Source organism: Wolbachia endosymbiont of Listronotus oregonensis (genome assembly GCF_031205055.1).
Classification (GTDB): Bacteria; Pseudomonadota; Alphaproteobacteria; order Rickettsiales; family Anaplasmataceae; genus Wolbachia.
This window is the reverse complement of the sequence record NZ_CP102118.1, coordinates 745,525-761,270: the sequence shown is the minus strand read 5'-3', so window position 1 is coordinate 761,270 and position 15,746 is coordinate 745,525. Positions and strand designations below refer to the sequence as shown.

Genomic DNA, 15,746 nt, shown 5'->3' with positions numbered 1-15,746 from the left:
CTCCGCCAGCCCCCTTATCATGAAACTGAAGGTATTTTATTATCTTCAATCTGTGCAGATTAAACGACAACAGTATTACGTGATTGGCGTCTTATTTTTAATTTTTTGCACTATGTGCACCTTATGTCTTCACAACCTTTCTGGGTTTTTACCCATATAAGCTGAAACGCGCTTACAAAGCGTTTAAGACAGTATAGAACGCCGATTTGCAGGATTAGAGAGTGACAACTAGCTAACACGGGATATCTTTTGCCTTTTTTTCTGCTTAGTAAATTTCTTAAATATTAAAGCTAAGGTTAGTTGCACTTAAAAGCAGCTAAATTGCAGTGTTTAAGACTTAAAAAAACGCCAATACTGAAAATAAACAGTGACCGGGGTTTCTTTTGCCTTTTTTTTATTTGCTTGATATTTATAATAGACCCACACCATCACACTCTGGGACCATACAAGAGAAGGCTACTCGGATGACAGGGAGGAACGGTTGTCGGTAAACTTAGAGCTATAATAACTATTTGCCTTTTTTCTATGCAAGAAGTCTATTGATAAGTCCGTTACAATACAGTATTATAAATAATATAAACCAAGTGTTACTTAGAGCATGGGGATTTTTTTTGAATTTTTGGGAAAGATGCTAGGTAAGGTTTTTCCTGCCAAAACAGTAAGCTCTTTTTTGGGAATAGGATATTTACCAGGTTGGCAGAACTATTGGTCTTCTTTTTTAATATTATTTATTGTCGATGTTATATTGATTTTTACATATGGAGGCGAATATTTACTATATAAAATGCCAAATTCAGGAATAGTTGTAGCTGCTGTTTTTACAAAATTGGCAATAGTTATGTTAGTAATACAATTAATTGGAATATTTATTTTTCATGCTCAGGACCCTTCAGCAAACAGTGGTGAAGAAATAGTAATACAAATAGCGTCAGGGCAAGTATTGACTGTAGCACTTTCAATGCCAGCAATAATGTCAATTTATTATACTGTAAGTAAACTCTATGGGAGTATATGTAAGCAGATGTTTCAATGCCCATTTTGGTTTAATGATTTTATGCACTTTTTCTTTTTTCTTATGATACCTTACGTATTTTTTAATGTCGTAGAAGTGATAAAACCATGGCCAATAAGTTCAATACAACTCAGCTATAATAATGCAATTTCAATTACATTTGAGGGGATTTTTCACACATTTTATGCGGTGATTTTACTGTATTTAACAGCATTTATATTCTGCGATTTAACTATGCATGATGCAATTGTCCTAAATAAAAGCATAATTCAGTATGTGAGGGAAAGTTCAGCAGTTTTAGGTGATTATTTACATAGTGCTGCAAAAAAAATAAATATTGAATAGTACTTATTTATTTATATATTTAGTATAAAAAGTGTGCAATTTGTGTGAATTTACAAAGTATAATAAAAGAGTTGCAAGATTTTTGGGCTGGTGAAGGGTGCGTTATACTTCACCCATACACATCTGAAGTTGGTGCTGGTACATTACATCCTGCAACAATTATGTCTGCAATTGATACAAAACCGACAAAAATTGCATATCTACAACCAGTAATTAGGCCAGCAGATGGACGCTATAGTGATAATCCTAATCGCTTGTATCAACATCACCAATATCAAGTTATAATAAAGCCATCTGGTAATAATTTACAAAACGTCTATTTAGATAGCTTAAAAGCTCTTGGCATATCTACAGAAAAATATGATATTAAGTTTGTTGAAGATGATTGGGAAAACCCAAGTGTTGGTGCATCAGGACTTGGATGGGAAGTTACATGCAATGGAATGGAAGTAACACAGCTTACTTATATACAGCAAGTTGGAGGGATTGACTGCAAGATGATTCCTGGTGAGGTGGCATATGGGTTGGAACGTTTAGCAATGTGCATACAAGGTGTAGATAATGTTTACGATATAACTTGGAACGATAACGGTGTAACTTACGGAGATATTTTTAAACAAAGAGAATATGAATTTTCTTATTTAGCGTTAGATTATTATGATACTAAAGTGGTACAGCAGCAATTTGAAGATACGGAAAAATTATGTAAGTTCCTTATTGAAAAGGAGCTACCAATTGCAGCTTATGACCAATGTATTAAAACTAGTCACCTACTTAATCTGCTTGATGCAAGAGGTGTGCTTGGTGTCAATGAACGTACAGCGCATATTGGTAGAGTTAGAGAGCTGACAAAAAAATGTTGCGAATTGTACATGAGTAAATAGCGTATGTCGTTGCAGTTGTTATTTGAGTGCCTTTCAGAAGAAATACCATCGAGAATGCAGAATGTAGCTGCAACTCAAGTTAAGAGCTGTATTGCCAATGTTTTTAACAAAAATAATGTAAAATTTACATCAATGGAGGTTTTTGTAACGGCACGTCGCATTACCCTATTTGTTGACAACATAAATGCTTTGGAGCTAAAGGATTCCAATAACGAAGTTAAGGGACCAAACATTAACGCACCAAAAAGTGCTATCGAAGGTTTTTTAAGAAAATATCAGAAAAATGAAGAAGATTTGCTCGTTCGAAAAGTAAATAATGAGGATTTTTACTTCATTAAAAGAGAAAGCTGCTCATTTAACATCAGAGAATTCCTCAAAAATCAACTGGAGGAAATGCTCAAAAACTTTTCTTGGTTGAAGAGCATGAGATGGGGCGAAGGAAAAGAAAGGTGGGTTAGGCCAATTAAAAACATTTTATGCATTTTAAATGACGAAATAATACCTGTGTCTTTTGCAGGGATCACAGCATCTAACACAACATATGGCCATCGATTTCTCTCAAGTGATGCGACGTTAACTATTAAAGCACCTAAAGACTATTTTGAATTGCTAGAAAAAAACAGCGTAATTCTCCAGCTGGACAAAAGAAAGCAATTTATACTAGATCAGATTAATAAATTCACAAAAGAGCAGAATTTACAACTTGAGAAAAATGATTATTTACTAAATGAATTGACAGGGCTTATAGAGTGGCCAATCGTACTGTTTGGTGAAGTGAATCAAGAAAAGTCATTTGGATTACCGAAGGAAGTAATTCTTAGTATAATTAATACGCAGCAAAAATATCTTGCTTTAAGTAATGGAAAGAGAATTTCACACTTTGTCACTGTTGTCAACGTCAACAATGGTGAAGTTGTTAAAGGACACGAAAGAATATTAGAAGCACGTCTTGCTGATGCACAATTTTTGATATCTCAGGACAAAAAGGAAGATCTGGATCATTATGTCAAAAAATTGGGTTCGATATTATTTCATGCTTTTCTTGGCAGCGTGGGGAAAAGGTGAAGCGTATTACGTCTCTGTCAAAGTATATAGCTATATTTATTCCACATGCTTCGCTGATAAAAGTTGAACGTGCTGCATATTTGGCAAAAGCTGATTTGGCAACATCGATAGTAAGAGAGTTTCCAGAATTACAAGGAGTAATGGGTGGATATTATGCTTCTTATTTTCAAGAAGATAGAGAAATAGTGGAAGCTATAACTGAACACTATAAGCCAATCGGGCCAGAGCAGGAGTGTCCTAAATCCCCTTCAGCAATTGCTGTGTCAATTGCAGACAAAGTGGATAGCTTAGTTGGTTTAATTGCAGCAGGTGAGAAAATCTCTGGTTCGTATGATCAGTTTGGTTTGCGGAGAATGACAATTAGTATAATTAGAACAATACTTGAAAATAATTTGCATATTCCAATTAGGCTATTGATAGATAAGTCAGTATCTTTATATTCAAGGCTTCTATTTAATGAAAATACAACGTCAGTTGATAAGCCAAATAGAAAACAAATTTCAGAACTAGTATTTAGATTCTGCTTAGAAAGATTCAAGGTTATTTTAAAAAATAGAGATATAAGGCAAGATGTCGTAGATTCAATACTATATAAAATCGATATTAATGATCTGCTGACAGCAGAAAAGCAAACTGTTATATTGGATCGTTATCTTAGTACGCCAGAAGGTGAACAGATTCTAAGCACTTACAAAAGAGTCAGTAACATGATGAGCAAAGTAAGGAAAAGTGATGGCACTACTTATAGTGCATCTTACGGTAAGAGATTTTTGATTGAAAATGAAGAAATTGCGCTATCAAATTGTGCTATAACTGCTTGTAAAAACATAAAACAAGCGATAAAAAATAACCACTTTAATGCAGCGCTTGATGAACTTGCTGGTTTTGCTCCGTTTATCAATCAGTTTATGGACAGTGTAAAGATTAACTGTGATTCTGATAAGCTGAGAAGAAACAGATTATCTTTGCTTGAAAATGTAGTTTCCGTCTTTCATTTAGTAGCAGATTTTAACCTCATACAAGTCAAGTAATGGATAAATGTTCAAGCAATATAAAGAACAGATAAAATTATCTCCGCAGTCTTGTGGTGTGTATAAGATGATTGGAGATAAGGATAAAGTTTTATACATTGGTAAAGCAAAAAACTTGAAATCGAGATTATCTGACTACCTTCAATTCGAAAACCTTTCTGAACGAATTAGAGTTATGCTCTCACAGGTTGTTAAGGTTGAAATATTCATCACTGAGAATGAAATCGAAGCACTGCTTCTTGAAGCACAGTTAATAAAATCATTGAAACCACTTTATAATATTGTGCTCAAGGATGGAAAATTTTATCCTTATATAACAATTTCCAAGCACGATTATCCAAGAATAGCAAAATATAGAGGCAAATTTAAGAAGAATGAGTTTCATTATTATGGTCCCTTTACATCTGCCGCTGCTGTTAAGCAAACTATATTGTCATTGCAAAAAGCTTTTCTCCTAAGAGTATGTTCAGATCAATACTTTTCCTCAACAAAAAGACCATGTATTGAATATCAAATTAAGCGCTGCTCAGCACCATGCATAAACAAAATCACAAAAGACGACTACTGCCAATCAGTAAAACAGGCACGAAATACATTGCTTGGAAGAAATAAGGAAGTGAAAGAACAGTTACTTTTCACAATGAGAAAGTGCAGCAGTGAAGAAAACTATGAGCTTGCTGCTATATATAGAGATCGGGTAAAGTTTCTTGAGCAAATTCAAATACAGCACACGGATTTTTCTTTTGAAAAAGATGCAGATTTCTTCAGTATTGTACGTGAAGAGGATCTAGCATGTATTAGTGTGTTATCGTTCAGAAATAAAGACAACTACGGCAGCACTCCTTACTTTGCCGAGAACTGTGGTGATCACTCAAATGATGAAATTTTATCCACCTTTTTGGTCAATTTTTATAATTCAGCTAACATACCTCCAATACAAATTTACGTTCCAGATTCTATTGTGGATAAGGAAATTATAGAACAAGCACTATATAAGGTTGCTCAAAAGCCAGTAAAAGTTCTGCATGCAAAGAATAAAAAAGAGCGTGATTTATTGAAATTTGTTTATGATAACTCTCAGCATAGCTTAGAGCAGAAGCTTATCGATTATAGAAATAACCTAGAAAAGCTTGAGGAGCTTAGCAAAATCTTCTTGTTACCAAACATTCCAAAGCGTATTGAGGTTTATGACAATAGCCATATATTTGGAAATCAACAAATTGGTGTAATGGTTGTTGCAGGGCAGGAGGGTTTTTTAAAAAGTGAGTACAGAAAATTTACTATAAAGGAAAAATTTTCAGGCGATGACTATAAAATGATGAGGGAAGTGCTAACCAGACGTTTCTCCGGCAATATAAAAGGCATAATACCTGATTTTTTACTGATTGATGGTGGACCAGGACATGTTTCCATAGTACAGAATGTACTGGAAGTATTGAATATAAACGTTCCTTTTGCTTGTATGGCAAAAGGTCCTGATCGTAACGCAGGAAATGAAACATTTTATATGCTGGGCAGGGAAGAATTCAGTCTGGCAAATGACAGCAAAGTCATGCTTTACTTACAATTGCTGCGTAATGAAGCCCACCGTTTTGCGATAACTTCACATAGAAAAAAACGCGATAAACAGTTTATAGTTTCACAATTAAGCAAAATACCCGGCATTGGCAACAAAAGGAAAAAGGCGTTGATGTCTTATTTTGGTTCAGTGAAAAATATAAGCAAAGCTTCTCTGGCTGAAATTCAAAACGTACATGGAATTAGTAAAGGTTTAGCAGAAGTCATTCTTAAATACGTGAATTATAAGAGAGGAGTGCTCTTAACCTGACACATATGGCTTTTTGAATACTCCTAATGAACATATTTATAAATAAATATTTACTCTTCTTTTTTATTGTTTTTGGGTTTTTCTTGATCAACCATTTCTCCACCGATCTCTTTTATTTTTAGTATCAACGACTCTGGTACATACATGTCAATTACTTCTTCTGCTTTCACAAATAAAGCCTGATAAGAGTGTGAATTTATTATCCAATTAGGCAATATGTCTTCTGCTTTTATTTCAGAATGTTCCTCTTTTTGCCATATTCTTTTTTGTCATATACTGTGTAGCAATATAAGTGCACAGCAAAAAATAATACATAAGAGAGCAATATTCCTTTAAGCACTCCGAGAAAGATTCCAGTAACTCTATCGATAAACCCCAACCTTATGGGTGATAATATGTACATTAGCCAGTTGTTTATTATCATGAATATAAGATTAAGTATAATAAATACAGAGATTGTAGAAAGTATGTTTAGTATAACTTTAGAATCAAAATATTTACTATAATTTGGAGTGAAAAAATCATAGTGATTAGCTGTCAGAAAAATTGATAAAAATAGAAACATCAATGCGCATAGCTCTTTTATAAAACCTCTAGTTACCGAGATTATTACGCATAGAACAACAATGAAGATAATTAGGCTATCGAAAAGCATATTTTATATCTATATGGTTTTCAAGATATAATAGTTGTAAATAACAAGGTTGTAAAATTAATTGTATTTATGCTGCATCAATTGATCTAAATACCTAGCGATCATGTCAATTTCTAAATTCAGATAATCATTTATTTTGTTGTACTGAAAAGTTGTATTTTCCCATGTATAGGGAATTATATTTACTATAAATTCCTGATTAATAACTGAATTCACTGTAAGGGAAACCCCGTCTAGTGTAACGGAGCCTTTTTTTGCAACAAATTTAATTAATTCTTGTGGGCACGATAGTTTGATTTCATGAGAATCTAAATTTCGCTCAATTGTTAAAATTTTTACTATCCCATCAACATGACCCTGAACCAAGTGGCCATCGATTCTGTCGCTTAGCCGCATTGCTTGTTCTAGGTTTATTTTTTTTCCTATTCTCCACGTATTTAAGTTAGCAACCTTCATAGTTTCTTGAGACACTTGAACTGTGAATACATCGTTCAGTATGTTCACAACAGTTAAACATACACCAGAGCAAGCTATTGAATCTCCTTTGTTTATAGAGGGTAAATTTTGTGTTTTGATATGGAAAATTTGATCAGAGTTGGAGTGAGTGGTAGTATCAGTTATAGTCCCGATATCCGTGATAATTCCTTTAAACATATGGTGAAAATAAATAATTTTACCATGAAAATTTTTTTACAACAACTTACTTCTATTTTGTTATAGCTAAAGTAATTCTGGTTTACCAACGATTTAAAAAATGACAAATTCGTCATTCCGCTGCTTGCTAGTGGGATCTATGTGAGATACCGTGACGGTATGACGTAGGACTGCTGTCATCCCGCTGCTTGTTAGCGGGATCTATCCGCGGCGGTATGACGTAGGAAAACTGAGCCTGCACTAGCTATAGGCGCGAGAAAGGGGATCGTTTTCACTTACTTGCTTAACAGATTCTATAGAATATTCAGAATATATAAAGTAAGCTAAACTCAAAACACATAATGTAATCAATGTCGGTAACCCTATGTTCAATGCTAACCCAATATTTTCTCTTTTTCTGGTGGCACTAATTCTTTTAACATTGACACTTTTCCTAATGGAAAATGCCATAAGCAAAGTGTTGATGCAGATGCTACTATTATAAATAGACAAAAATAAGCCTTTTTTGAGGAAAATACAGTTTTTAACGGTGATTTGAGTGTAATGTTAGTAGGTGGTAGAGTTTTAGCTTCATTTGTTGCTGGTGAAGGATCTTTAGATTTATTTATTGGTAAAGGGTTTGTAGATTTATGAGGAGTATTTTCATGTTGCGTAGGAGGTTGTTGTATATAAACACCTGAAACTAATTTGAGCAATTGCTCTTTTTTTTATATACTTGCTTATGTAAATACTCTTTTGGAAAAGAAGACTTGCCAGCTGGTTGTGGTATTTCTAGTATTTCTAATACTTCTGATATCTCACCTGACTCCAATATTTCATGTAATTGTTTATCTTGAAAATAAACAATATTGAATATTGAGTTAAAAACATTGCGAAATGTTTCTGGATCTTGATTTTTGTATCCATTCATCACTTCAATAAATATTTCATCGAGTTTTTTTCCCCTGCGCTCAATCTGGTTATCTAACATAGCTACTCTAGCATCATTTTGTGCTTGTTTTATGGCTAATTGTTTTTCTTTCTCTGATAGTTCTTTGGTCTGCTTTTTTGACTTCTTTTTTCTGTTAGCCTTAAAATACTCTGTGTGCGAAGTAGTTTGACCTACATTCTGTTCTGCTCCTTGAGGTATTGGATTTCCTATACTACTTGTCATCCAAGTAGCTGACACTGGGGTCCATTTTTCTTTTTTTCTGGATTCCAGCGTCAAGCGCTGGAATGACACCAAATGGTATATTGTTGCTCTGTATAGAAGGTTTTGGTGTTCTTAAAAGGGATAACCTTATTACATCATTAAAAAAATTGGATAAGGGAAGGAAGATTCTATATTTTGGTATATTAGCTTTTATTGCAGCAGTAACCACTGGAGCTTTACAATTTCCTTTGCTTGCTACGTTAAAGCCAAACGAGCCTGTAAATGGTACAATTTGTCTATTTTGTGCGTTTTTTTGCTTAGTTTCACTCTGTTCTTGTCTGTCTTTATTTTCTGCTTCTTTTACTTGTAGTGTAACTTGACTCTGTTCCTCATTTTCAGTTTTTTCTGCATGTTTTAGCCTTTCATTTAAAAATGACCCTATTTGGTGCAAATTATCTAAGTTAATGTCTTTAACATTTGTTTGTAGTATGATTGTTATTCCTTGCAGAAGGATTTGAGGCGGAGCATTATTTACGAATTCTTCTACAGTTTTATCACTACTAGTTTTACAGTAGTTATTATATAATTCACTGCTTTCTTTTGGTACTTTTATGTTGACTGTAAAATTTTTTTCCCGAGAAAGGCAGATTTTAAAAAAATCAATTAAAGATTTTATTTGAAATGGTCTTGTATTAAAGGTGTCTTTACCTGTTGCTGTTAGCTCAAATGAAAATTCTTGTATATTACTTTCAATACTTCTCGAGCGAATGGTACTGATCTTAATTATTTTGCTAGAAAATGCTTTACTTATGTTTTTGGATCTTTCCTTAAAGAACTTAGGTAAATCCTCTATTTTGTACTTATTATCAGTTTCAGTGTCACTGTTGTGCATGGTTGATACAGCAAATTCATCAACGCAAAGGTAAATAAAAAAAACTAATTGGTCAATAAATTAATAATCAAAATGGGACAGTTTTTAGATTGTTGATGCTATTCAAGATTTTACTATAATTAAAGTTTAAGCCAGCGTTTCTAAGATGAATAAAGAGCTACTGAATGAAATACCTTCACTTGAAGATAAAGCGGTCTCTGAAATTGAGAATGCTTCTTCTTTACAAGATTTAGAAAAAGTCAGGCTATCATATTTGGGAAAAAAGGGTGTAATTAAAGCTTATTTTGACAACTTAAAAGAGATAGAAGACGCAGGAAAAAAGCGCAATTTAGGCGAAGTTATCAACGTTTTACGTAATAAGCTAGATCAGCTTATAATGAATAAGGAAAATGCACTAAAAGCCGAAGAAGTTAACTTTAAATTGCAGAACGAGGCGGTTGATATCACGTTGCCCGTTAGACCAGAAAAAATGGGCAAGGTCCATCCACTCAGTAAGGTTCTAAATGAAGTAAAGCTTATTTTTGCACATATGGGTTTTAAAGCAGTTGATGGCCCTGACATTGAAGATGAATTTCATGTATTTGATGCACTGAATACTCCAAGTCACCACCCTGCGCGGGAGGAGCAAGATACCTTCTACTTAAAGAATAAAATAAACGACAAAAGAATGGTGCTGCGCACTCATACCTCATCTGTGGAGATCAGAACTATGGAAAAAGCGAAAACTTTTCCGATTAAAATCGTATCTCCTGGTAGAGTATACAGAAACGACTTTGATGCAACTCACACCCCTATGTTCCATCAAATAGAGGGGTTATATGTCAATGAGAATGTCAATATGGGCCAGTTAAAATTTACTATTCATCACTTCCTTAATAAGTTTTTTGGAGATAAAGGGCTGAAGATACGTTTTCGTAATAGTTTTTTCCCTTTTACCGAGCCTTCTGCAGAAGTGGACATAAGTTATAAAGGTAGTAAATGGATAGAAGTACTGGGATGCGGTATGACGCATCCAAATGTATTTCAAAATGTTGGAATAGATCACACTAAATACAGCGGTTTTGCGTTTGGCATTGGTATAGAAAGGCTTGCAATGCTAAAATATCAAATTAGCGACTTAAGGAGCTTTTATGACAACAAAATCAGATGGCTTGATCATTACGGTTTTCATTTTTCATCTTTAAGATAAGTGATAAGTAAAACTCATACGTTCGTTATACTTGCTGCAGGGCATGGCAGGCGGATGAATTCAGATTTGCCTAAGGTCCTACACAAAATAGGCAGTTTTTCCATGCTCCAGCATGTCATTTACAATGCAAAACAGTTAAATCCTGAAAATATTGCTGTTGTAGTTGATCTGCCTTTAATTGAAAGACTAAAGTGCTTTAAGGATATACAGTTAATTACACAAGAATTAACACTTGGCACGGGAGATGCAGTCAAAACTGCGATGAGAAACCTGAAAGAATTGCCAGATTCGAGCATAATTATTGTGCAGTATGGAGATACCCCACTCATAAAAAGCAGCACAATAACTAAAATGGTTAGTTGCTTAGAAGGCAAGGCTCTAGTTTGCCTAGGTTTTAGGACAAGCAATAAAGAATACGGTAGGTTAATTATTGAGAATGGTTCCTTAAGAGAAATCGTAGAAGCAAAGAGTGATAAAAATAATCATGAAGAGTTTCTTGCAAATGCTGGAATAATGGTTGCATGTGCAAAGAATTTACGTGAATTGGTGGAGAAAATAGAGTGCAATAGCTCAACTCATGAATATTATTTGACCGATATAGTTTCCATTGCAGTGAAGAGTAATTTAAATGTCGGTTACGTTATTACCGGTGGAGAAGAGGCAACGGGAATAAATAACAGAAATGACCTTATAAAAGCTGAATTTTACTTTCAAGAAAACAAAAGAAAATTTTTTACCAACTCTGGAGTAACGCTTGTTGCTCCAGAGACTGTTTTCTTTTCTCTTGATACGCAAATTGCCAGAGATTCAGTTATTTACCCATATGTTTTTTTCGGTACTGGAGTGAAAATAGAGTCTGGTGCGAAAATACTGCCATTTTCGCATTTAAAAAACTGCTTAATTAAAAGTAATGCTGAGGTCGGTCCATTTACCAGAATACGCGGAAACACAACAATTGGTAATAAGGCAAAAATAGGAAATTTTGTGGAAGTGAAAACAAGTGAAGTTGGTCAAAACACTAGAATAAAACACTTAAGTTATATAGGAAATGCTAAAGTAGGGCAGAGGAGTAATATAGGAGCAGGTACTATTGTTTGTAATTATGATGGGAAAAAGAAACATAAAACGAACATAGGAAGCAATTGCTTTATTGGTGCCAATAGCTCACTCATTGCACCGCTTAATGTTCATGATGACTCTGTAATTGCGGCAGGTAGTGTTATAGTGGAAGATGTACCAGAAAAAAGCCTTGCAATAGCAAGAGAAAAGCAGGTGATTAAGAGAATAAAGTAATTCGCTGTAATTATATTATTTTTAATGCTTATATTTGTATACATGCGTATATCAATATTTGGAGGGTAAAAATGAAAAAATTACTTACCTTAGTAGCTATATTGCCTGCTGTTTCTTTGTCAGTACCATGTTTTGGAGTTGATTGGGTTAGAGATAGGATCTATACTTCTTCGTCATACAGTTCTGGCAATTTTAGTCATAGTATCGGTTATCACTACACAAACAGCGTAAAAATTTCAGTTGAGCCTATGATTTCAGTTGCAAATATTTTTAAATACAGACTGCAAGGAGGAATTTTAGCAAATTTACGTTATCATTACGAGTTTACAAACACGGATATCACTCCGTATGTCAATGTTGGTATAGGTGCTGCTATCGATTTTATTGGACAGTCAAAGTTTGGTTTCTCATATAAAATAAGCTCTGGTCTTGATTTTCCGCTTTCTTCAAGGACAAGTGCTTTTGCTGGTTATAGTCTATTGAAAGCATTTGAAGATTATAATCATGGATTTGAGCTTGGAATAAATTATAACTTATAAAACCCCAGCTGAATAGCAACAGGTTGTACTTTTTTCAAATTGAAGCTGAATTTTTGCTAGATAATTAATAAGCCATATTATGGAGTTTTAATTAGAGACCTACCGCAAAAGCAAAGTGAGGGAGATTAAAAATGATCAAGTTTTGCTTCTGTTCAAAACAAGATTTTTTGAGAATTAATTATTGTCTGAGAAAAAGCAGATAACAAGGTGAAAAAAGATAGAAGTATTTAAGTAGCTCAGAAGGAGCATTAAGTCATGTTTTTTATTTATATTGACAGCATATATGACATCGTTTACGATTAAAGTTAATAACAATAATTTATATTTATCATGTTTGCAGTAATTGAGACTGGTGGAAAACAATATTTAGTAAAAGAAGGCAGTATAATAAAAGTAGAGAAGTTAGAAGTTGAAGAAAAAAAGAGGTAGAAATCAATAAGGTGATTTGTATTTCAAATAATGGCTTATCTTATTCATCTAATGCTACTGTTAAAGCTGAAGTATTGGAGCAGTGTAGAGGAGAAAAAATTATAATCTTTAAGAAGAAAAGAAGAAAAAATTACCGTAGAAAGACTGGTCATAGGCAGTATATAACTGTTCTTCGTATCAATGAAATTAATCTTCAAAAGTAAGAGGTAAGATATGGCAACTAAAAAATCAGGTGGTAGTTCCTGTAATGGTAGAGATTCAGCAGGTCGTAGGTTAGGAATAAAGAAGAATGGGAAGGTTATTCCTGGTAACATAATTGTGCGCCAAAGAGGCACAAAATTCCATCCTGGGAAGAATGTTGGTATAGGTAAAGATCATACGATTTTTGCCAAAGTAGAAGGCTGGGTCAGCTTTAGAAGGTCAGCAAATAAAAAGACTTTTATTGATATCTTGCCTACAGATAATATGAAAGCTTCAGCTTGAATAAATCAGGGGTCTGTAGCTCAGGTGGTTAGAGCGCACGCCTGATAAGCGTGAGGTCGGAGGTTCAACTCTTCCCAGGCCCACCATTTAGTAATTACTAACTGTGTTTTTATAGCGGTTTTGGTATTGTATAAGCAGAAACCTAAAGCATGAGTTTATATAAAAATTTAGTAACCAGTGAGTCAGTGGCGGCTGGTCATCCAGATAAAGTAGCAGATCAAATTTCAGATGCAATACTTGATGAATACCTTTTCACTGATCCTTTTGCGCGAGCTGCAATAGAGACTTTAGTCACCAAAGATAACGTTATTATAGCTGGGGAAGTATTCGGACCTAACATCAAAAATAGCAGGATTGAAAGTATTGTACGGAATACAATAAAAGATATTGGTTATGAGCATGATGGTTTCCACTGGAGAAAAGTGAAGGTAAATATACTGCTGCATGAGCAATCAAATGACATTGCAATAGGGTTGGATCAAGGTGCTGGCGATCAGGGCATAATGTATGGCTATGCAACAACAGAGACAGAAAACCTTATGCCAGCACCCATTTTTTATGCACACTCGATTCTGAAAAATATCATGAGCGCAGTTAAAGAAGCAAAGCTTGGTCCGGATGCAAAATCACAAATCACTTTGGCATATGAGAATAACCTCCCGGTACGTGCTGAAAGTATCATTGTCTCAATACAGCACCCTGAGGATTTGGATCAATCAAAAGTAAAAGAAATAATTTATCCTTACATAGTTTCATCTTTACCTAAAGGGTGGATATGTCCTGAGGAAAATCTCTTAGTCAATCCAACTGGTAGATTTGTTATTGGTGGACCGGTTAGTGATTGTGGATTAACCGGACGAAAAATTATGGTTGATACCTATGGAGGTTATATTCCACACGGTGGAGGGGCATTTTCCGGAAAAGATGCAACCAAAGTTGATAGATCTGCAGCTTATATGGCAAGATACCTTGCTAAAAATATTGTCTTTGCAGGTTTAGCTGAACGTTGTCTTGTGCAGCTTTCTTATGCAATTGGTGTATCAAAACCTACTTCATTCTATATTGATACATTTGGTACGAATGCGGTGGAGGAAAGAGTAATTAAAGAGTTTATCGAGAATAGTATAGATTTATCAACAAAAGGCATAATCAAGCATTTATCGCTTAATCGCCCTATATATAAACGTACAGCCTGTTATGGACATTTTGGTAAAGAGTCAGAAAATGACGGTGGATTTTCTTGGGAAAGCATGAACTTGTCTGCTGATCTTTGTAGAGAATTCAATATAGAAGGTAATAGTAAAATTTCTTTAGATTGCTAAAATTTTTGATTTACAGCCTCATATTTATATACTAGCTTATTGTTGAAGTATAATTGCTTTTTCATAATAATTATACTATATTAGTGATAATTATTATATTCAGTTTTTATTATGAGGCTCATAAAGTGTATAACGAAATAGAAGGAGAACTGTACAACGTAATTGTAAAAGAGCTTTCCGATCTTATTGATAGGATGAAAGAACATCCTTTTTATGTTGAATTGATGAATGGTACTTTAGATTATAAAAGATTTAAATTTTACCTTCAGCAGGATTTTCTAGGTTCTGTAGATTGTGCTCGTGCTCATTTAGTTGTTGCAGCTAAAGTTAATGATGTTGAAACAATAAGTAGGTTAATTGATATAGCAAAAGGAGCATTTGATTTTCGAGAACAATATAAAAAATATTTCGAGGATTGTGATCTATCTGATAATCATAAAAAGTCAAGAGCTTGTTCTGCCTGTGTTGACCTTTTCATGAGTACTGCGTATCACAATTCTGTTACTGAGACCTTAGTATTGTCTTATTCTTCCTTTAATGTATACCAAATTGTTATATGCCATATGGCAAATGAGATAACAACTAAGGGGATTAAAAATAACAAATACAAAAAGTGGATTGATATCTGTAATAGCAAAGGAATGGACGCGGTGGTTGAGGAGGTTAGTGATATTACAAGTAGGCTATACAAAAGAGCTAGTGACTGTGAAAAGGAAAAGATATATGAGCTTTGTAGGAAAGGACTGGAGCTAGAGATAATGTTTTTGGATGAGGCATATTGCTCTAATATACCTCAATAAAAACGCATTAGCACAAGTTGTTTACGTTGGCAGTATTGTAGTGTTCAGTGGTATAATTAAGAGTTGTTATGGATCAAATCTTTTAAAGGATATAATTAAGCATCCTTTTAATGTTGAATTGGAGAATAACACTCTAAGTATAGAAAGTTCTCTAATTGCATAAAAGTCAATAATAATTTTTTATATCATTAAA

The 15,746-nt window shown here is 34.0% G+C and carries 12 protein-coding genes, 1 tRNA gene and 4 pseudogenes; 12 read left to right on the top strand and 5 right to left on the bottom strand.

The annotated features are described in order from the left end of the window. The first annotated feature begins 598 nt into the window (after positions 1 to 598). The 4 genes and pseudogenes from NMD99_RS03810 to uvrC all read left to right on the top strand — a co-directional run bounded on the left by NMD99_RS03810 (position 599) and on the right by uvrC (position 6,165). Positions 599 to 1,357: a phosphatidylglycerophosphatase gene (locus tag NMD99_RS03810; RefSeq protein WP_253307312.1), complete on the top strand. Its 759-nt coding sequence runs from the start codon at positions 599 to 601 to the stop codon at positions 1,355 to 1,357. A 44-nt stretch (positions 1,358 to 1,401) separates the two neighbouring features. Then, positions 1,402 to 2,241: a glycine--tRNA ligase subunit alpha gene (locus NMD99_RS03805; RefSeq protein WP_253307313.1), complete on the top strand. Its 840-nt coding sequence runs from the start codon at positions 1,402 to 1,404 to the stop codon at positions 2,239 to 2,241. 3 nt (positions 2,242 to 2,244) lie between these two features. After that, positions 2,245 to 4,337: pseudogene (gene glyS / locus NMD99_RS03800) on the top strand (glycine--tRNA ligase subunit beta). Positions 4,338 to 4,344: 7 nt separating this feature from the next. Beyond that, the gene (gene uvrC / locus NMD99_RS03795) at positions 4,345 to 6,165 is read left to right on the top strand and encodes an excinuclease ABC subunit UvrC (RefSeq protein ID WP_253307315.1); all 1,821 of its coding nucleotides are present in this window, start codon (positions 4,345 to 4,347) and stop codon (positions 6,163 to 6,165) included. Between the two features lie 50 nt (positions 6,166 to 6,215). On the opposite strand, the pseudogene NMD99_RS03785 reads toward uvrC, so the two are convergent. The 5 genes and pseudogenes from NMD99_RS03785 to NMD99_RS03765 all read right to left on the bottom strand — a co-directional run. After that, positions 6,216 to 6,820, bottom strand: a pseudogene (locus NMD99_RS03785) (CvpA family protein). Between the two features lie 57 nt (positions 6,821 to 6,877). Continuing rightward, complete coding sequence (locus tag NMD99_RS03780; RefSeq protein WP_264687809.1) at positions 6,878 to 7,474, bottom strand: riboflavin synthase; 597 nt, start codon at positions 7,472 to 7,474, stop codon at positions 6,878 to 6,880. Between the two features lie 374 nt (positions 7,475 to 7,848). After that, complete coding sequence (locus NMD99_RS03775) at positions 7,849 to 8,169, bottom strand: hypothetical protein (protein WP_309166879.1); 321 nt, start codon at positions 8,167 to 8,169, stop codon at positions 7,849 to 7,851. Beyond that, positions 8,157 to 8,627 (bottom strand): hypothetical protein, encoded by a 471-nt coding sequence (locus NMD99_RS03770; RefSeq protein ID WP_309166878.1) that lies wholly within the window; start codon positions 8,625 to 8,627, stop codon positions 8,157 to 8,159. Before NMD99_RS03770 ends, NMD99_RS03775 begins: the two co-directional genes overlap by 13 nt. Positions 8,628 to 8,858: 231 nt before the next feature. Further along, positions 8,859 to 9,498, bottom strand: a pseudogene (locus NMD99_RS03765) (hypothetical protein); the annotation flags it as partial. Between the two features lie 145 nt (positions 9,499 to 9,643). Here NMD99_RS03765 and pheS point away from each other — a divergent pair. The 8 genes and pseudogenes from pheS to NMD99_RS03725 all read left to right on the top strand — a co-directional run bounded on the left by pheS (position 9,644) and on the right by NMD99_RS03725 (position 15,553). Then, positions 9,644 to 10,687: a phenylalanine--tRNA ligase subunit alpha gene (pheS, locus tag NMD99_RS03760; protein ID WP_265017357.1), complete on the top strand. Its 1,044-nt coding sequence runs from the start codon at positions 9,644 to 9,646 to the stop codon at positions 10,685 to 10,687. Then, a complete protein-coding gene (gene glmU, locus NMD99_RS03755; protein WP_253307320.1) occupies positions 10,688 to 11,980 on the top strand; it encodes a bifunctional UDP-N-acetylglucosamine diphosphorylase/glucosamine-1-phosphate N-acetyltransferase GlmU in 1,293 nt (430 codons plus the stop codon). Positions 11,981 to 12,051: 71 nt separating this feature from the next. Next, positions 12,052 to 12,519, top strand: a complete 468-nt coding sequence (locus tag NMD99_RS03750) for a P44/Msp2 family outer membrane protein (RefSeq protein ID WP_264687812.1) — start codon at positions 12,052 to 12,054, stop codon at positions 12,517 to 12,519. Positions 12,520 to 12,849: 330 nt separating this feature from the next. Continuing rightward, positions 12,850 to 13,151 (top strand): annotated as a pseudogene (rplU, locus tag NMD99_RS03745) (50S ribosomal protein L21). Positions 13,152 to 13,161: 10 nt separating this feature from the next. Further along, on the top strand, positions 13,162 to 13,431 hold the full coding sequence (gene rpmA / locus NMD99_RS03740; protein ID WP_096617064.1) for a 50S ribosomal protein L27: 270 nt from the start codon (positions 13,162 to 13,164) through the stop codon (positions 13,429 to 13,431). A gap of 9 nt (positions 13,432 to 13,440) precedes the next feature. After that, positions 13,441 to 13,517 (top strand) — tRNA-Ile (locus tag NMD99_RS03735). Between the two features lie 63 nt (positions 13,518 to 13,580). Then, a complete protein-coding gene (gene metK / locus NMD99_RS03730; protein ID WP_265016733.1) occupies positions 13,581 to 14,753 on the top strand; it encodes a methionine adenosyltransferase in 1,173 nt (390 codons plus the stop codon). Between the two features lie 125 nt (positions 14,754 to 14,878). Then, positions 14,879 to 15,553, top strand: coding sequence for a thiaminase II/PqqC family protein (locus NMD99_RS03725; RefSeq protein ID WP_264687814.1), 675 nt, complete (start codon positions 14,879 to 14,881; stop codon positions 15,551 to 15,553). The last annotated feature ends 193 nt before the right edge of the window (positions 15,554 to 15,746 follow it).